A 19,177-nucleotide genomic window follows, 5' to 3' on the forward strand; every position below is an offset into this window, starting at 1 on the left:
GTATAAAGATAATTATTATAAATTTTTTGTAAACTACCACTCAAATTTAATTGAGATTATTTCTATTTTTTTGGTGATCACAGAAGACAAAAAACCACTTACAGAGTAGAATGTGGCTTTTAAGTGACTCATGTGTTAAAACAATGATTGTAATTAAAGAAATTGTCAAGCAAGCTTTAACAACTGGTTATTTGAGTGCCAAAGCCCAAGCTCAGATTCGTACTCTTTTACAAACAAATTACGATTCAGAAGATATAGACGCTTTAATTATTTTACAACGCTCTGTCGTAGCTGGTAAAATTCAGCAGGAGTCACGTTGTCGAAATAAATACCGTTCAATTGTAGAACAAGATAGTTCATCAAATATCAAGCTTGCTTATCAAGTAGCGGCTGAACTTGCTTGTGTAGCAGCAATGGCCTTATCTTTCTGCTATATAAAACCTAGACAAAGCTAGACTTTACTTTCTACTTCAATGGGAGCATGGGAGCGGTTATCCCTCGGTAGACTTGCACGCTGTAGCCCAACGCGACTTTCTCAAGTTAAGATTTGGAAACAGACTACCACTATCAATGCTTGGTTTTCGCGTCGGTAATAGTCTTATTCAATACTTGATATACTAGGATTATACATCAAGTTGGGATTTTTCTTAGCTAACTTATGTCAATTTTTGTCAACATAAGTCTATTTTTGACGATAAAATTGTCAACTTATGACAAGCTCTACTAACAGTCCAAATCAAACTTCAATCAGCACATAATTGATTTTACATAGAAAAATCTGCAAAAGATATTAAGTTTTACTAGGTTAATTTACCTTTTGTTAGCACTGAATGAACCAGTAGCTGATTCCTAGACTCTACTAAAAGATACTGGTATAATTTTGGCAATAGCCAGCCGTGATCCAGTTTATTCCTTCTGCTGATCAAATTATTGATCACATATTGAAAATATTAAAAAATAATTAATTTTTTCGATTCTCTTGTAGAGAATATTCCTATTTATAACTAAAATCATAGCTAAGAAATTCATATCACTTATATCACTCAGTCTGTTACAATCACGAGTCAATTTACCAAGTTGCACTTTAAGTATCAGTGTAACAAAACCAAAAACCTCTTGTAATCAGAGTTTCATTACCTAATCAGTTTGACAGTTATCAGGAAGCAAGCATAAGTACATTCAAGGCAAATCATGAGTAAAATTCAATGGATGAGAATAGATTAAGTCAGATTAAGTAACTGTAGAAAAATAAACTTTACCCAATGTGGAAAATTACCAACAAGAAACCGTAGACGGAAAACAGTTTTTGGTGTAAAGTCTAGCAACATTATGAGAGAATTATCCTCAATGCAGAACAAAGTCGTCAAAGATTTACAAACATAATATAAAGAATTAGCAAGATTGGTTAAAGACAGTAAAAAATAACCATACATATCTGAACATCAATAATTTTTACCAAATTATGCAACCAATTCGCACATTTAACGTTTCTCCGTCATTACCGCAGCGTCTAGAACCATTACGGAAACTAGCACAGAATCTCCATTTCGATTGGAATGTTGAAACAAAAGACTTATTTCGTCGTTTAGACCCAGATTTGTGGGAATCTAGCCGCCATAACCCCGTATTAATGCTGGGGACTATCAGTCAAAACCGTCTATTGGAAGTCGTTGAAGATGAAGGCTTCCTCGCGCAAATGGATCGTGCTGCTAGACAGTTAGAAGACTATTTGCAAGAGCGGACTTGGTATCACAAACAGCGTGGTCAAAATCAAAAAGAATGCTACGCTTATTTCTCCGCTGAATTTGGACTGGTGGATTGTTTACCGGTTTACTCTGGTGGTTTGGGTGTACTAGCTGGGGATCACCTCAAATCTGCCAGTGATTTGGGATTGCCTTTGGTGGGTGTGGGTTTACTTTACCAACAGGGTTATTTTGCCCAGTATCTCAACGCTGATGGTTGGCAACAAGAACGTTACCCCATCAACGATTTTTATAATATGCCCTTGCATTTGGAAAAAAATCCCGATGGTTCAGAACTACGGATTGCGGTAGATTACCCAGGACGCAAGGTTTACGCTAGAGTATGGCGTGTACAAGTAGGTACTGTACCTCTGTATATGCTGGATACCAATATTGAACCTAACAAAGCCTACGATCATGACATCACCGATCAGTTGTATGGTGGTGATATTGATATGCGTATTCACCAGGAAATTATGCTGGGGATCGGTGGTGTGCAGATGTTAAAAGCCTTGGGTTACAAGGTGACTGCCTATCACATGAATGAAGGTCATGCGGCTTTCTCGGCTTTGGAACGCATCCGGCTGTTGATTCAGGAAGAGAGTTTGAGTTATGCCCAAGCTAGACAGGTAGTTTCTTCTAGTAATATCTTCACTACTCACACTCCTGTCCCTGCGGGGATTGATTTATTCCCACCGGATAAGATTTTGTACTACCTGGGATACTATGCAGATATCTTTGATTTACCTAAAGAACAGTTTTTAGGATTGGGTAGGGAAAATACTGGTGATTTGTCTGCACCTTTTAGTATGGCGGTTTTAGCTCTGAAAATGGCGACATTTTCCAATGGTGTGGCACAGTTGCACGGTGTTGTCTCCCGGCAAATGTTCCGGGGGTTATGGAAGAAAGTACCAGTGGATGAAGTACCAATTGCTGCTATTACCAATGGTGTTCATGCTCGCAGTTGTGTATCTAAGTCAACGCAGGAATTATATGACCGTTATCTGGGGCCAAATTGGTCATCAGTACCACCAGAAAGCCAATTGTGGGAACGGATGGATTCTATTCCTGATGAGGAGTTATGGCGCAATCATGAACGCTGTCGTTTGGATATGGTTCTGTATGTACGGGATCATTTGGTCAAGCATTTACGCGATCGCGGCGCTTCTGCTTCTGAGATTGCCCAAGCCCAGGAAGTTCTTGATCCCAATGTCCTCACTATCGGTTTTGCCCGTCGTTTTGCTACCTACAAACGGGCAACTTTGTGGATGCGGGATTTGGAAAGAATTAAACGGATTTTATTAGGTAACAAACATCGTAAGGTTCAGTTTGTAATCGCTGGTAAGGCACACCCAAAAGATATTCCTGGTAAAGAATTGATTCGGGATATTAACCATTTCATCCATGAACACCATTTAGAAAAGCACGTGGTGTTTGTTCCTAACTATGATATTCACATTGCCCGATTGATGGTTGCTGGTTGTGATGTGTGGTTAAATACACCACGTCGCCCTCGTGAAGCGTCAGGAACTAGCGGTATGAAGGCAGCGATGAATGGACTACCAAACCTGAGTGTACTTGATGGTTGGTGGGATGAGGCTGATTATGTCCGCACTGGTTGGGCAATTGGACATGGGGAAAATTACGAAGATCCCAATTATCAAGATGAGGTGGAAGCTAACGCTCTCTATGAATTATTGGAGAAGGAAGTTGTACCTCTGTTTTATGATCATCGTGATGAAGATGGTTTACCCCGTCCTTGGGTAGCGAAAATGAAGGATGCTATTCGCTTGAATTGTCCATTCTTTAATACAGCGCGGATGGTACGTGAATATGCAGAAAGGGCTTATTTCCCCGCCAGCGATCGCTATCATACGTTAATTGTGGATCATTACTCCCCAGCTAAGGAATTATCAGCTTGGAAGTCAAAACTTTCAGACCACTGGTTTAACATCAAAGTTAAAGACATTGATGTTTCCGCAGCATCGGAAATTGAAGTTAATCAAACTGTAGCGGTGAAAGCTAAGGTTGATTTAGCAACTTTAACAAATGATGATGTGCGTGTGGAACTCTACCAAGGTGCAATTGATGCTGATGGTGAAATTGTCAATGCTCTCCCTGTGGTGATGAATTACCAAGGACAGGATAGCGATGGTTTAAGTATTTACACCGTGGATATCACCTATACAAGTTCTGGTTTACAGGGTTTGTCTTTGCGAGTGTTACCTCAAAATCAATACCTTTCTAGTCCTTATGAACCCCGGTTAATTGCTTGGGCTGAGTAGTTTTTTCATCTAGTTTTTCAATGTTTTAAATCTTGAATTAAATCTTGAATATGAGGCGTTGCTGATGAAATTTGGCAACGCTTTTTTTATTAGTCAGAAGTGGCTTACGCCAAGCTGCGCGAACAGGATTTCAGGATTTAAGGATTTTCAGGATGTGATTGTTAAATAGTAAATTACCTGAGATTCTAGTCGGTTTTAACCGACTTTAGCTTTGAGACAGGGAATTTATTCCCTGTGTAATTTATGTGTAATTTCAGGATGTAATTTTTTTGTCTGAATCAGGATTTCCAGGATTTCAGGATTTTTAGGATGATGCAGATTTTATTAATTACTCGTTATTAGTCTTATCTATTTTTCCGAAATATAGGAAAATACTATTGAAACATCCTTTAAATGTTACCCTAACCTAACTCATAGTGAAGTAACAATGACAGATCCAATTACAGCTATAACAGCCAACGCGATCGCAAACCTAGCCTTCCAAGAATTTATTAAATCAGGATCTGGGGAACTTGCCAAGAAATTTACCACAGATGCGATCGCAAAAATGAACGAACTGCGGAAAACTATTTTAAATAAGTTGCAGGGTATATCTCCAAAGGTTGACGAAGCACTGACTAAAGCAAAAACAGGATTGATTCTAAATAGATAAAATTGGTATAAGATAAAAACTGTAGAAATATAGACAGCAATGGCAATGGCAACCAACCGTATTGAGGCGTTTCAACAAGCATTTCGTAATTTACAGTTACAACCTTTGGTGACACCAGAAGAAACGGCAAATCTTCGAGTTCCTTATGGTGATAATTTTATTGAAGAATTAGAGCAATTAGTATTAGATTGTAGTGATTATACCAATCAGTTAATTTTTGCAGGACATCGCGGTTGTGGAAAGTCTACATTATTAGCAGAGTTTGCACGGCAGTTTGACGGTAACTATCTAACAATCTTTTTTTCTATATCTGATTTAATCGAAACTACAGCTATTAATCACATTAATATTCTTTTTGCCATTGCTTTACAAATTATGGCTAAAGCGGAGGAAGAAAAGATTGAAATTGAACCAGATAAAAAAGAAAGATTTTTTAATTGGTTTAAAGACAGAACGCAAATTGAAGAAAGTAAAATAGGTGCTGAACTAGAAGCAGGCTTTGATTTGTTGGGATTCCTTAAAAGTAAGTTAAAAGCTGAAGCCACTATCCGCGAAGTTATAGAAACTAAATTTTCTCGTAATTTTCAAGATTTAATTGATACTCTTAATTTAATCGCTACAGAAGTTTCTTTAGCTTGTAAAAAAGATATTGTAGTGATTATTGATGATTTAGATAAATTAGATTTAGAAGCTATTGAAAAGATATTTAAAAAAAATATTAAAGCTTTATTACAACCTAATTTTTTTGTTATCTATACAATTCCTATTGCGACAATTCGTGATGGTGTTTTAAAAAAGCATATCGAAGATGAAACAAGTAATCGCATTTTTGTAATGCCAGTGTTGAAGACCTATCGTAAAGGTGAAAGCCATAAAGATAACACTCAACCAGTTGATGCCACGATCAATAAATTACAAGAAATTTTGCGTAAACGAATTGATAAAACTTTACTAGCAGATGATGTTTTACTTGAGATTGCTTTAGCTAGTGGTGGTGTAATTCGAGAGCTAGTCCGCATTACTCAAAAATGTTGTAGTTTAGTATTAGTTCAGTTGCGACAAAAAGTAAAAAAGCTAGAACCAATAGATAATGTACAGATTGATAAATTGATTTTGCAGGAAGCACTCGATATTTTGCGAAATGATATGACAATTACTCTGAGCAAAACTGATCGGGAAATTTTGCAGGAAACATATACGAATTATCGCCCTGATGATCCTAAACAGCAAGAATTTCTTGATTTACTCCACAATGTTTATGTCATCGAATATAAAAACACTGAGAGTTGGTACGATCTTCATCCTCTGGTGATTGAACAGTTAAAGCTAGAAGAGTTAATTTAATGAATGCCTTAACCAATGAAGATATTATCAAAGCAAACGAACAGACTTACATTAGTTTGTTAGTTTCAGTTGAAGCTGGCATTGGGATGTTACAGATTTTCATTGCGGTGTGTGATGCAGATCGCCAACGTGAAAACATTATAGCTAGTTATGAGAGAGAATTAGCAGCCAATATCAATATTTATCGAGTATATCTTGATCACAAAGAGCCAAGTTTAAAGCAAGCCATCACGCAACAAGTTATATTAAAAGAAAATGCTGTAGCAACAGTATTAGGTGCTGAAAGATTAGGATTATGGGATCAAGACAAATCTTTAAAAAAGTTTTTTGGTTATTTGCAATGGACACGAGAAGCATTGCGAGAACTAAAAATGCCGATTATCTTATGGATACCATCTCGCATTTATGCTCAACTTGCCAAGCAAGCACCTGATTTTTGGAGTTGGCGTAATGGTGTATTTCATTTTCAGCCTGAACCGTCTTTAGTCACAAATGAGTTACTAGTCAGTCATAATTTTGAGGCTATTGGAAATAATCAATCAAGTTCCGTTTTTTCACCAGAACAATTAGAAACTTCTTTAGCTGAAGCTATTAAGCAATGGGGAGCAGATAGTAGTAAAGTAGAAACTTTCTATAGCCAGCTAGGTAATTTGTATGCAGAAAGAGTGAAATCAGGAAAATCAGCAAATAGAGAACATGAATTAGAATTAGCTGAAAAATATTTTAATCAAGCAATAGTTTTTCAAACTCAGTTTCAACAAAAAGATGCTCTTGCTACCAGTCTGAATAATTTGGCAGCATTGTACAGGTCACAAGGACGATACAACGAAGCTGAACCTCTGTATTTGCAATCTTTAGATATCATCAAACGCCAATTAGGTGATGATCATCCCTCTGTTGCTACCAGTCTCAATAATTTGGCAGCATTGTATGAATCTCAAGGACGTTACAACGATGCTGAACCTCTTTATTTGCAATCTTTAGATATCTGGAAACGCCAATTAGGTGATGATCATCCCGATGTTGCTTCCAGTCTGAATAATTTGGCTTTGTTGTATAGAAATCAAGGACGTTACAACGAAGCTGAACCTCTTTATTTACAATCTTTAGATATCAGGAAACGCCAATTAGGTGATGATCATCCCGATGTTGCTTCCAGTCTCAATAATTTGGCAGGATTGTATGAATCACAAGGACGTTACAACGAAGCTGAACCTCTTTATTTACAATCTTTAGATATCAGGAAACGCCAATTAGGTGATGATCATCCCTCTGTTGCTACCAGTCTCAATAATTTGGCAGCATTGTATGAATCTCAAGGACGTTACAACGATGCTGAACCTCTTTATTTACAATCTTTAGATATCAGGAAACGCCAATTAGGTGATGATCATCCCGATGTTGCTTCCAGTCTGAATAATTTGGCTTTGTTGTATAGAAATCAAGGACGTTACAACGAAGCTGAACCTCTTTATTTGCAATCTTTAGATATCTGGAAACGCCAATTAGGTGATGATCATCCCGATGTTGCTTCCAGTCTCAATAATTTGGCAGGATTGTATGAATCACAAGGACGTTACAACGAAGCTGAACCTCTTTATTTACAATCTTTAGATATCAGGAAACGCCAATTAGGTGATGATCATCCCGATGTTGCTTCCAGTCTCAATAATTTGGCAGGATTGTATGAATCACAAGGACGTTACAACGAAGCTGAACCTCTTTATTTACAATCTTTAGATATCAGGAAACGCCAATTAGGTGATGATCATCCCGATGTTGCTTCCAGTCTCAATAATTTGGCAGGATTGTATGAATCACAAGGACGTTACAACGAAGCTGAACCTCTTTATTTACAATCTTTAGATATCAGGAAACGCCAATTAGGTGATGATCATCCCTCTGTTGCTACCAGTCTGAATAATTTGGCAGGATTGTATGAATCACAAGGTAAATACTCAGAAGCTGAAAATTTAGCTAAACAAGCATTAGCAATATATCAAAATAGATTAGGTAATGAACATCCTAATACACAAAACACAGCAGTTACAGTAAAATGCTTGTATATACAGGGACTTTTGCATTGCAATAAAAGCACTTTGATTAATATTCTTCAAGAACTAGCACAACAAGCAAACCGTCCTAAACTAAATACAGAAACAGCATTAACCTTGCTAGAACAGTTAGAAAACAATCCTGAATTATTGTCATCTATTCGAGAGTCTTTACAACAGCAAACAGAAGCATCAGATGATATCCCATAAAATTCCTCACATCATTTACTCCTAACCCATCGCCAAAATAAGAGCATAAAACTCTTGACTTGTGATTGGATATTTGTTATCATGAAATTGATAAGGAAGAACTATCTTACACTCATCAATAAAATCAACAAACCCTTTCCGGTACAACTATATAACCTGTACTTTCATCTCCTAAAACTAGATTCTTTTCCGTTCCCCAAAACCACCAATAAGCGCCAACGTAAGCACAAATTAAACTATCTAACATATCTTCCGTAGCTTTAAGTTCCTTTCCTGTGGTGGGTATTTCCGAGGGAAACGAACCGCAGATAAACGCAGATGAACACAGATATGGTGAAATCTTGGGCAGGATTTCTTGGATGTAATTATATAATTGGATGAGTTCTAAACGGCGTTCTGCAATTTTTCCTTTCTTATATTTGAGAATTCTATCTAATTGAAATAAGTTAACTATGGCTGGATGGGGAAACACTTCTATTTGATATCTGCCTGGTTTTTGGGGTTCAATTGTAGGTGCATGAACAAAACCACGGGTTTCTAATTCCAAGCCAAAATTAATAGTACGTTCTGCAAAAGCTAAATTTTGGTTAGCTGGATAGCAACCAGCATGATATTTACCAAAGTATTTATGACTGAGTTTATCCGGTAAACGACTTCCTGTAGGGTTCGGGATCAAGGTGGGTGCATCCACAGCAATGATCGCTGGTTCTCCCGTTTGCAGATTTTCATCTATCCACAGGAAGATATCTGCAATGGCATCTTGACGATCTAAATCTAATAGTTGTAATTTTCCGTCTATGAGTTCTAAACAACATAGGCCGCTGGGTTGGGAAGTCCAGCCAAAGTCCACACCGATAAATTTCATAAAATCAAATAATCCCAAAAATTCCGTAAATATTCTTGATATATATCCCAAGATATGAGTTTACTGGTAAATAACCAGGCAAAATTCTAGTAAGCTCACGTAATCACAAAATCATTAAGAAGGATCACAATCGTAACTTTTCTTAGAGTTTTGACCTGACAGTAAACCTCAATATCGAAAAACCATGAATACAACTTGGCAAGGTATAACCCAGTTGACAGAGTTTGGTTTGTCGAACAGGGTGCAAAATTTTCATAATTTTCACATTTTTCTCGCACAATCTCCAGTTTTACAACCTGACGAGTCAGCAATAACTACAGGTGTGAACGATGTACAAGGAGTTTTTGAACAACTACTTCAGTTTACCCCTCGTTTATTAGGATCTGCGGCGATTTTGTTGGTAGGTTGGCTACTCGCTGCTATCATCGCCAAAGCTACTAAAAAAATCCTTGACAACACAGATATAGATAACAGGATAGCAGCAGGAATCACTGCTGGCCAGGAAGTCCCCCAGGTAGAGAAATTAATCTCTGGCTTGGTGTTTTGGAGTATTATCCTGTTGACGGTGGTAGCTGTTTTACAGAATTTAGGTCTGGAAGTAGCCTCTCGTCCACTTAACAGCTTTTTAGATCAAGTAATTGGCTTTTTGCCTAAAATTCTTGGCGCAGGTATATTTTTAGGCGCAGCCTGGTTTTTAGCAACTATCGTTAAATTGATTACGGTACGTAGTTTACAAACCTTGCAGTTAGATCAGTTCCTAGAATCAGAACCTGAAGACGGTACACCAGGTTTAAATCAACAAAATCTCAGTGAGACTATCGGTAGTGCTTTATATTGGTTTATTTTTTTACTGTTCCTGATTCCAGTTTTAGATACTTTAGGACTGCAACAAGCACTACAACCAGTCCAGGCTTTAATTACGGAAATTCTCGCCATTCTGCCTGATATTTTGGCAGGATTATTAATTGGTACTGTCGGCTGGTTTTTGGCTGGTATCCTTCGCAGGGTGGTAACTCGTTTACTACACACAACTGGTCTGGATCATTTAGGTAGTAGATTTGGTTTGTCTCCCACTACAGGAGTACAATCTTTATCAAGTATTATCGGTACGATTGTCTACATTTTGATTTTGATTCCTGTAGCGATCGCATCCTTGAATGCTCTGAAAATTGAGGCTATCTCTGCACCGGCAATTTCTATGTTGCAGCAGGTTCTCAATGTTCTACCTAGCATTTTTACCGCTGTCGGCATTTTGATAGTTTCCTATTTCTTGGGTAGATTTGCCAGTGAGTTGGTAACAAGCATCCTCACCAGTTTAGGTTTTAATAACATTTTCACCATCTTAGGTTTACCCTCTCTGGTTCAGCAAACAGACAGTTCTGAATCAATGCCTACACCAAGTCGCACTCCTTCGGAAATTGTGGGTGTGATCGCCTTAGTGGGTATTATGCTGTTTGCCACTGTTGCGGCAGTGAATATCTTAAATATTCCGGCTTTGACAGTTTTGGTGACAGGTATTGTCATTCTCTTGGGACGAATTTTATCAGGCTTGATAGTATTTGCCATCGGTTTGTTTTTAGCAAATCTGGCTTTTAATATCATTAGCAGTTCTGGTAATTCCCAAACCAGAATTTTGGCTCAATTAGCCAGAATTTCTATTATTACCCTAGTTTCCGCAATGGCATTACAGCAGATCGGCGTTGCTCCTGATATCGTTAATTTAGCCTTTGGTTTATTACTTGGGGCGATCGCTGTAGCCATTGCTTTAGCATTCGGTTTAGGTGGCCGCGACGTAGCCCAAGAACAAATGCGAGAATGGTTAGACTCTTTTAAAAATAGGGAATAGGGCATAGGGCATTGGGCATTGGGCATTGGTAAAAATCTACTCCCTCTCTCCTGCTGTCACCGTGGCGTAGCACCTGTCACCTTCTGCCCACCTTTGTTAACAACTCATCTTTAATGCGGTTTAAAATTGATGTTTCATCCAAAGTAGATAAAATCTTACTCACCACCGCTTTTGGTCCATCGGGTCCCCAAGTCGCCCCATTTGCTAAATAGGCTTTGGTGACTTGGCCGATACCATAGGATGAAACTCCCGCTACCGCCCCTTGGGTGACTGCTACTGATAAATACGGTGCTAGAGTAACTCCCGCAGTCACAGAGGTGGAAACACCCAGCAAGGTTTTGAGACTACTTAAACCCAAATTTGCTAACAACTCACTCGCACCAATTCCGCCCATACTCAGGGCGATTTTTTGTAGCAATTTTACCGCACCTCTTTCTGTCATCTCGATGCTATAAAGTTGAGATAAACCTAAAATTAAAGCAATATCAATTACTACGCCACTAAGTATATCTACTACAGTCACAGGGTTTAATGCGATCGCCAGAGCTTTAGTCATTACCGCTTTCCAAATCAAATCATTAGCGTTTTTGTCTCTAATTTCTAATTTTCGCTGTACAACCTGCTCATTTACAGCATCAGCATAAAGCATAGTATTCAACGCCACCAAAGCCTTACCTTCCCGTTGCAAAATTTCCAAAATCTTGATTTTTAATTCATCCACCCGCGCCTGACCTGGACGTAGTTTAATATTCCTCGTACCATCAGAATTAACTACCGCAGTTTTCACTAGAGGAGAAGCAGCAGACATCACAATTTCATCAGGTGAAAGTAACTCTCTGACACGATCATCCCGAATTTTTTCGTAAATCGCAATTCTATCAGTTTCGGGATATTGATCAACTTTGTTAAACACCAAAATGATCGGTTTACCCACTTCTCGTAACTGTGAAAGTGCCACCTGTTCAATTTTGGTCATATCACCAGAAATAACAAACAAAATTAAATCCGCTTGTTTTGCTACCTGTTGAGCTAATACAGTACGGGTTTCTCCGTCTACCTCATCTAAACCCGGAGTATCAACCAACTCCACCTGAGACTGGCCAGTTCTAGCAAAAGTTGCTTTTAAAGTACCAATCTCTTCTTTAGTAATACTCCAACTTACCTTTTGTTCAGCGCGGGTAACACCATGTAAAGGCCCAGTTTCAAATACAGTTTCACCTACTAAAGCATTAAGCAGGGAAGACTTTCCCCGTCCCACCATACCAAAAGCCGCAATCTGGACTACCATACTTTCCAGTTTGTCCAGCATAGTTTCTAAATCAGCAATTTGCGCTTCCAGACCGGATTTTTCCTGGTTACTCAAGTCAAGACCATTAACTAAATTTTGCAACGCTGTTTTTGCTTGTTTATAGTTAAGTTCCGCTTGAATATCTTCAAAGGTAAAAATAGCATGATCTAATTCTTGTTCCCATGTAGTTGAGTTATTTTGATCAGCTTCTGGTAATGATGTCATATCAAGAACCGTAATTTTATTGATTAACCCTCTGTTCCATCCTAAACATCTACATCATTTAACATACTTTTATTATATTTGTGCTTTTCAAGTCATGAAGAAACTTAATTTTTCCGGTTAAGTTTAATCTCATGTTTCTAAATATGACTTTTTTCTGTTTCCTGTTCCTTGTGAAATTAAACTTGACATGGATTCTCAAAATATGATATATTTGTATGCTGTTTCAAGTATATTTATCTACGCTAGGCTAAAAGTCTATCAATAACATCGGTAACTAAAGATTGCCTAAGTGTAGGTTTTTGTTGTTTATTCATGAGGTGAATATGGCCAAGCGCCGTAACCCGAAAAAAGAAAAGGCGCTACGGAACCAGGCTTATGCCAGAAAGTTTCGTAAACGGACTACTACAGGAAGAATGCAAAGAAGGTTCCAACAGAGACCACCTAAGAGTGAAGAGGAAGAAGGAACAGGAGCAGCAGGAGGAACAGGAGCAATGGATACTGCTGATTAAATTTACTGTTTAAATATTTACTCTGACATTAATTTGCAATACTTAGGCGTACAACTATCTAAATATAATTGTACGCCTTTATTTATGCTAATACAGGGCATTGGGCATTGGGTTATTCATCTTTTCCTGCTCCCCTTGCTCTTTTCAACTAAGTTGGGTATGAGCGGATAAAATAGCCTGTTGAATTTGGTCAAAGCCTGTACCGCCATAGCTGTTGCGGGCAGCTACTACTTGACGGGGAGATATCGCTGCATAAATATCTGCCTCAAAAGCTGGGTGTATTTGTTGCCATTCTTCTATGGTTAAATCTTTGAGCAACTTACCAGCGGCTATACTGGTTTTTACAACTTTTCCCACTAGGTTATAAGCTTCTCTAAAGGGTACTCCTCTGGCTGCTAGGTAGTCTGCCACATCGGTAGCGTTAGAAAAATCTTCTGTTACCGCTGCTGCTAGGCGTTGGTGACGAAATTCTAAACCTTCTTTCATTAAAATTGTCATTGCTTCCAGACAGGCTTTCACGGTGTTGACACTGTCAAAAATGCCTTCTTTATCTTCTTGTAAGTCTTTGTTATATGCCAGGGGTAAACCTTTCATAATGACTAACATGGCCTGGAGATGACCGAATACACGCCCTGTTTTTCCGCGTACTAACTCTGGTACATCGGGGTTTTTCTTTTGGGGCATGATGCTAGAACCTGTGGCACAGCTATCTTTGAGGGTGACAAAGCGAAATTCTTCTGATGACCAAAGAATCACTTCTTCTGATAGTCTGCTGAGGTGAACCATGATGATGCTGGCAGCAGAGAGAAATTCTATGGCGAAGTCGCGATCGCTGACTCCATCCAAACTGTTAGCATAAATGCTATCAAAATCTAAGAGTTTGGCTGTGTAATGTCTGTCAATGGGAAAAGTTGTTCCCGCTAAAGCACCACAACCTAGAGGCGAAATATTCACCCGTTTATAGACATCTCCTAGCCTCTCCCAGTCCCGCTGTGCCATCTGAAAGTATGCCAATAGGTGATGAGCTAAACTCACAGGTTGGGCGCGTTGTAGGTGAGTGTAACCGGGAATCAGGGTTTCTACGTTTTGTTCGGCTATTTCTAATAATACGGTTTGAAATTCCCGTAAATATTGACGAATTTGTGTAATTTGCTCTCTGAGGTAAAGTCTGGTATCTGTTCCTACTTGGTCATTACGAGAACGGGCGGTATGTAGTTTTTTACCAACGTCACCCACAATTTCTGTGAGTCTTTTTTCTACGGCAAAATGTACATCTTCGGCATCAATGCCGGGTTGAAATTGACCTTGTTGATATTCTTGACGAATTTGTTCTAAACCTGTAACTAATTTCTCTCCTTCTTCTGGGGAAATAATGCCTGTGTGAGCCAGCATTTTGGCATGAGCTTGAGAACCAGTAATGTCATATTCTATCAGTTCAATATCAAAACTAATACTGGCATTAAAACGAGCGATCGCCGGATGTAGAGCAGATTCAAATCGCTGACTCCAAGTTACTTTTTCGGTCATATAATTTACAAGAAGAAGAAATAACAAAACATAGTGATTAGTTATTAGTCATTAGCGATTTATTTGCACCCCATCACCAATCACCAATCACCAATCACCAACTAACAATTTAACCGTAACTGGTTAAACTTTTGAACATATAACCGATAATAATGCCAATCAAAGTAGCCCAAATTTGACCGCTGGTGACAAAGTTATTCCAGGCTGCTTGCATTTGTCCTAAAAGGTCTGCATCTCTAACGTTAGTGTAATTCGATGCTACGAAAGTAATATGTTCGTGCAAATTACTTACAAGGCTAAATAATTGATCGTTTAAGAGTTCCATAAGGATACCTACCATTAAGAGGTTTATTGACTGTATTCGTGAATTTGAAGTAATCTATTCAATTACAAATTACCGCAATTACACGCAATATTTACTTTAATAACTTAATCATTATCAGATGCCAAGGATAATTTTGCTGAAGTTCTTAAAATTTGTCCGGCTAACACTGCTGCACCAAAACCATTATCAATATTAACTACTCCAACACCCGCTGCACAGGAATTCAGCATTGTTAACAGAGGTGCTAACCCAGAAAAACTTGCCCCATAACCGATGCTAGTGGGAACAGCAATGACTGGACAATCAGCTAAACCTGCTACCACACTGGGTAAAGCACCTTCCATCCCTGCAACTACTATTAACACCGATGCCGAATTAAGCAGGTGACGATTATCTAATAAGCGATGAATACCAGCCACCCCCACATCCCAGAGACGGTTAACACGAAAACCAGAAAGTTCAGCGGTGACTGCGGCTTCTTCAGCGACGGGTAAATCAGCCGTACCAGCAGATAATATCCCAATTGTGCCGGGGAATCTCGGTTCAATTTCTGGGGGAGTAATGGCGCAAATTCTGGCTAATTCAAAGTATTGCAAACCTCTGACTTTTTTTTGTAGTGTTGCATAAACATCAAGGGAGATGCGAGTGGCCATAACTACAGAAGTACGCTGACGCATGACTTCTATAATTTGAGCAATTTGATCTGGTGTTTTACCAAGTCCCCAAATTACTTCTGGGAAACCGGTTCTTAAATGACGATGGTGGTCAATTTTGGCAAATTCTCCGACAGATTCATAGGCTAAGTCTTTGAGGGAGTTTAAAGCCATTTCTGGGCTGACTATACCATTAGCTACAGATTCTAAGAGCGATCGCAAATTTTCAGGTTGAGTCACAAGCTATTTTTAATTGGAAATTTCTAATGAATATACACGATTATCCTGGATATTCTTTTGATTTATTAGCTAAATATCAAGAAAACCGTAGTAAGTAGTCGTGCAAAATAAATTTCATATTTAGGGAAGGTGACAGGTGACAGACAAGAGATACAGAGATTTCTATTGTTTTCCCAAATGTGCAATTAATTTTGCCCAGGTACTTATAAATAATATTTTGCCAGAATTAATTTATAGTTTTTCATCAACTCTAGGTTTATTGATTTTTCTGAAAATCGTTAACAAATTTGCCCCTTTAATTATCAGTAAATTGCAAACCTGGTGAGGATTTATAATCTCCGCAGTAAGAATTCAAAACATAGCCATTTTACCAGCAGCTAGAGTTAATACAATGTTGTCATCAGAATAATTCAAAAGAATAATTAAAATTATTCTAACTAATGATAGTAGTCAGCAATCAACTAAATTAATTTTGATATTTTAGTCAAGAAATGATGACCCATGATTTTTTGTAAATACAAAGTGCAGCAAAGAATACAGATTTTAAAATTGGGAATGTGATTAATTAGAATGTTGATAAAAGTAATTACAACTCTGTGCAAATAAAAATGCTTTCATTAAAGTAAAATTAGTTATTATATCCAATGAAAAATACTCAAGAAAATCGCCAAAAAACTGTGCTAATTACTGGTTCAGCCCACGGAATTGGCTATCAATTAGCTTATATTTTTGGCAGTCACTATTACAATTTAGTCCTAGTAGATAAAGATGCTGAAAAATTAGCATTAATGGCAGAGGAATTTAGCCATAAATTTGATATTATCGTCATGCCTTTGGTGAAAGATTTATCTATTCCCACATCTCCAGATGAAATATTTAAAGAATTGCAAAAAGCAGGAATTAAGATTGATATCTTAGTTAATAATGCTGGGTTTGGTACTTATGGAGTATTTAGTGAAACCGACCTGACAACAGAATTGCAAATATTGCAGGTTAATATCATTAGTCTCACGTACTTAACTAAATTATTCCTAGAAGATATGATTAACCAAGGCTATGGAAAAATATTAAATGTAGCTTCAGTAGCAGCTTTTCAACCTGGTCCATTAATGGCTGTTTATTTTGCTAGTAAAGCCTATGTTTTGTCTTTTTCCGAAGCGATCGCCAATGAATTAAAAGGAACAGGAGTGACTGTAACAACCTTGTGTCCAGGTCCGACAGCATCGGAATTTCAAAAAGCCGCAGCCATGGAAGAATCAAAAATTGCCCATGTGAACCGGATGATGAAAACTGAAACAGTAGCTAAAATTGCTTATGATAGTTTAATGGCAAATAAAACTGTAGCAATTCCTGGTTTAAGAAATAAAATATTAGCTGAATCTGTTAAATTTGCTCCCAGAAATATAGTCACCAAAATTGTTAGAAATATGCACGAACTGAGAAGATAAAAAACTTTTTTTGCCAGCCATAAATCAAGTAAAATATCAGTCTTAAAACTATTGTGGGGTGGGCATCTTGCCCGCCCTAATCAGTCTAAAAACTACCTTTAAGAACCAGAATTAAATAGCATATTTTGCACAGCTAAAGCGGTAGAAGGAGCAAGTAAAACACCATTGCGATAGTGACCAGTAGCAACAATAACATTACTAAAAGCAGGTAATTTTTCAATCACAGGTGCGGGTCTACCTTCAGGACGGGGACGCAAACCAGACCAAGTACGGAGAATTTTTGCCTCAGTTAAATCCGGACAAAATGCGATCGCCTGTTGTCTTAAAGATTCTAGTAATTCTTTCTTTGCATATATCTCATCGGTATCTTGGGGAAATTCCACCGTCGCACCTACCCAATAGTCACCGCTACCCATCGGTACTAAATTAATATCATTACCAGTAATCACCGGTTGAAAATCAGGATTACCTAAAATCCGCCCTAAACTTAAATATAAAGCCTGTCCTAACACCGGACGAATATTCAATTTTTGATGTAATTGTGTAGTTAATAAAGTTGAACCCAAACCAGCAGAAATAATAAACCAATCGGCACTGACATTACCCTCTGTAGTTTCTATAGATTTAAGTTGCTCAGTTACCGTTGGTGCAGTCTCGACTAATTGAGAAGATGGAGTTTGATGATTACGGACATTGACACCAAACTTAAACTTAACCCCATTACGTTGAGCAGCATCTACCAAAGCTAAAGTTAAAGCTGTCGGATTAAGTTGTAAATCTTGAGGAGAATAAGCAGCGCCAATAATTTGTGGGTGATTAATTTGTGGACAAAACTTTTGTAATTTTTCCCGATCCCAAACTGCTAATTGCCAACCTTGAGTTTTACGAACTTCCCGTAATTGTTCCCATTCTGCTATCACTTCTACACCACTTTCTAAAGGATGTTCCACGTCCTCCGATAGCAACATCACAATTCCCTGACGGTTGCAAGGAATTTTCCGTCCTGTGATCCCTTCCAACTCAGGAATCAAAGTTCCATAACATTTAATACTGTCCTCACGCATTTGCCAAGCTTTACCCTTAGTTTTATGGCTAATAACGCCCATAAGAACACCAAGAGCCGCAGCAGTTGAACCTTGGGCGGGTTGGTTCTGATCAAAAACAGTAATATTTAAACCTTTAACTTGGCTGAGTTGATAGGCGATCGCTGCCCCAACTACACCACAACCAATAATTACTATATTCATAACTTTTGTAAACAGTGAAGGATGAAGAGAAAAATGATCCTCTTCACCCTATCACTTCATCAACCTATCGTTTTGTGACTCAAGACTCAGAGAATCAAGTCAAAAATCAAAAGTCAAAATTAGGAACTTTTGCTTTTTTACTGTCACCTGTTAACTATCGCCTGCTTCTGGAATCAGTTGTAAAAACTTGTCAACATCAACAAAAGCATCTTTGTAAGCACTTAAAGCTTGATTAGTATTACCAGCACTAGCAGCTTGGTCAACCTTTACCAAATGACTCAACAAATCCTTCGTAATCTGTCTAGCTTGAGGTTGGTCTTGGGGTACTAGGTTAGGGATAACATAAGTCATATTTAGCCTAGCTTCAGTCATTGGCCCGTGGATAAAATTACCAACCTTAATCCATTCACCGCTTTGAATCAGAGTTTTCAGTTCTGGAAAGCGATCGCGCACCACCTGAATATCAGGAATGTATTCCTGAATTTTCACCAGTTGAGTTTCTGTATAAGTTGGAGGTGCAGTAGCAACACTCGGACCACCACAGCTAATCAGAAACGTGGTAACAAGTACAAGAATCAGTGAAAAAATAGAGCGTTGACGCACCATACACAAAAAATTAATTTACTGTTTGTTTACCAATTTACAGTGTAATTTATCGTTTCTATCCCTCCAAGTTTTTGTCAAAACCATCGAAATTTACCACAACAATACCACTGT

The 19,177-nt window shown here is 38.1% G+C and carries 15 protein-coding genes; 8 read left to right on the forward strand and 7 right to left on the reverse strand.

Annotated elements, in window-relative coordinates; translation table 11 throughout:
- The first annotated feature begins 143 nt into the window (after positions 1-143).
- The 5 genes from WJM97_RS04120 to WJM97_RS04140 all read left to right on the forward strand — a co-directional run bounded on the left by WJM97_RS04120 (position 144) and on the right by WJM97_RS04140 (position 8,287).
- Positions 144-455: a hypothetical protein gene (locus WJM97_RS04120; protein WP_353931778.1), complete on the forward strand. Its 312-nt coding sequence runs from the start codon at positions 144-146 to the stop codon at positions 453-455.
- Positions 456-1,462: 1,007 nt separating this feature from the next.
- Positions 1,463-4,027 (forward strand): alpha-glucan family phosphorylase, encoded by a 2,565-nt coding sequence (gene glgP / locus WJM97_RS04125; protein ID WP_353931779.1) that lies wholly within the window; start codon positions 1,463-1,465, stop codon positions 4,025-4,027.
- Between the two features lie 427 nt (positions 4,028-4,454).
- A complete protein-coding gene (locus WJM97_RS04130; protein WP_353931780.1) occupies positions 4,455-4,679 on the forward strand; it encodes a hypothetical protein in 225 nt (74 codons plus the stop codon).
- Between the two features lie 45 nt (positions 4,680-4,724).
- Positions 4,725-6,023 carry a P-loop NTPase fold protein gene (locus WJM97_RS04135; protein ID WP_353931781.1) on the forward strand — a complete coding sequence of 433 codons (1,299 nt, stop codon included), beginning with the start codon at positions 4,725-4,727 and terminating at the stop codon, positions 6,021-6,023.
- Complete coding sequence (locus WJM97_RS04140) at positions 6,023-8,287, forward strand: tetratricopeptide repeat protein (protein WP_353931782.1); 2,265 nt, start codon at positions 6,023-6,025, stop codon at positions 8,285-8,287. Before WJM97_RS04135 ends, WJM97_RS04140 begins: the two co-directional genes overlap by 1 nt.
- A gap of 124 nt (positions 8,288-8,411) precedes the next feature.
- Here the strand turns inward: WJM97_RS04140 and WJM97_RS04145 are convergent, their stop codons facing one another.
- Positions 8,412-9,152, reverse strand: coding sequence for a DUF429 domain-containing protein (locus WJM97_RS04145; protein WP_353931783.1), 741 nt, complete (start codon positions 9,150-9,152; stop codon positions 8,412-8,414).
- A 184-nt stretch (positions 9,153-9,336) separates the two neighbouring features.
- Here WJM97_RS04145 and WJM97_RS04150 point away from each other — a divergent pair, with 184 nt between their 5' ends.
- On the forward strand, positions 9,337-10,998 hold the full coding sequence (locus tag WJM97_RS04150; protein ID WP_353931784.1) for a mechanosensitive ion channel: 1,662 nt from the start codon (positions 9,337-9,339) through the stop codon (positions 10,996-10,998).
- Between the two features lie 76 nt (positions 10,999-11,074).
- On the opposite strand, the gene WJM97_RS04155 is transcribed toward WJM97_RS04150, so the two are convergent.
- Positions 11,075-12,511: a DUF697 domain-containing protein gene (locus WJM97_RS04155; RefSeq protein WP_353931785.1), complete on the reverse strand. Its 1,437-nt coding sequence runs from the start codon at positions 12,509-12,511 to the stop codon at positions 11,075-11,077.
- 323 nt (positions 12,512-12,834) lie between these two features.
- On the opposite strand from WJM97_RS04155, the gene WJM97_RS04160 reads away from it, so the two are divergent.
- The gene (locus WJM97_RS04160) at positions 12,835-13,020 is read left to right on the forward strand and encodes a hypothetical protein (RefSeq protein WP_353931786.1); all 186 of its coding nucleotides are present in this window, start codon (positions 12,835-12,837) and stop codon (positions 13,018-13,020) included.
- A 144-nt stretch (positions 13,021-13,164) separates the two neighbouring features.
- Here the strand turns inward: WJM97_RS04160 and argH are convergent, their stop codons facing one another.
- The 3 genes from argH to larB all read right to left on the reverse strand — a co-directional run bounded on the left by argH (position 13,165) and on the right by larB (position 15,765).
- A complete protein-coding gene (gene argH, locus WJM97_RS04165) occupies positions 13,165-14,547 on the reverse strand; it encodes an argininosuccinate lyase (RefSeq protein WP_353931787.1) in 1,383 nt (460 codons plus the stop codon).
- A gap of 109 nt (positions 14,548-14,656) precedes the next feature.
- Positions 14,657-14,872 carry a hypothetical protein gene (locus WJM97_RS04170; protein WP_353931788.1) on the reverse strand — a complete coding sequence of 72 codons (216 nt, stop codon included), beginning with the start codon at positions 14,870-14,872 and terminating at the stop codon, positions 14,657-14,659.
- Positions 14,873-14,976: 104 nt separating this feature from the next.
- Positions 14,977-15,765, reverse strand: coding sequence for a nickel pincer cofactor biosynthesis protein LarB (gene larB / locus WJM97_RS04175; protein WP_353931789.1), 789 nt, complete (start codon positions 15,763-15,765; stop codon positions 14,977-14,979).
- Positions 15,766-16,409: 644 nt separating this feature from the next.
- On the opposite strand from larB, the gene WJM97_RS04180 reads away from it, so the two are divergent.
- The gene (locus tag WJM97_RS04180; RefSeq protein ID WP_353931790.1) at positions 16,410-17,213 is read left to right on the forward strand and encodes an SDR family oxidoreductase; all 804 of its coding nucleotides are present in this window, start codon (positions 16,410-16,412) and stop codon (positions 17,211-17,213) included.
- A gap of 98 nt (positions 17,214-17,311) precedes the next feature.
- Here the strand turns inward: WJM97_RS04180 and WJM97_RS04185 are convergent, their stop codons facing one another.
- Together WJM97_RS04185 and psbQ are read right to left on the reverse strand one after the other, a co-directional pair.
- Complete coding sequence (locus tag WJM97_RS04185) at positions 17,312-18,460, reverse strand: FAD-dependent oxidoreductase (protein ID WP_353931791.1); 1,149 nt, start codon at positions 18,458-18,460, stop codon at positions 17,312-17,314.
- A 150-nt stretch (positions 18,461-18,610) separates the two neighbouring features.
- Positions 18,611-19,066 carry a photosystem II protein PsbQ gene (gene psbQ, locus WJM97_RS04190; protein WP_353931792.1) on the reverse strand — a complete coding sequence of 152 codons (456 nt, stop codon included), beginning with the start codon at positions 19,064-19,066 and terminating at the stop codon, positions 18,611-18,613.
- Between the last annotated feature and the right edge of the window lie 111 nt (positions 19,067-19,177).

Source organism: Okeanomitos corallinicola TIOX110, from assembly GCF_038050375.1.
In the GTDB taxonomy this organism is placed as follows: domain Bacteria; phylum Cyanobacteriota; class Cyanobacteriia; order Cyanobacteriales; family Nostocaceae; genus Okeanomitos; species Okeanomitos corallinicola.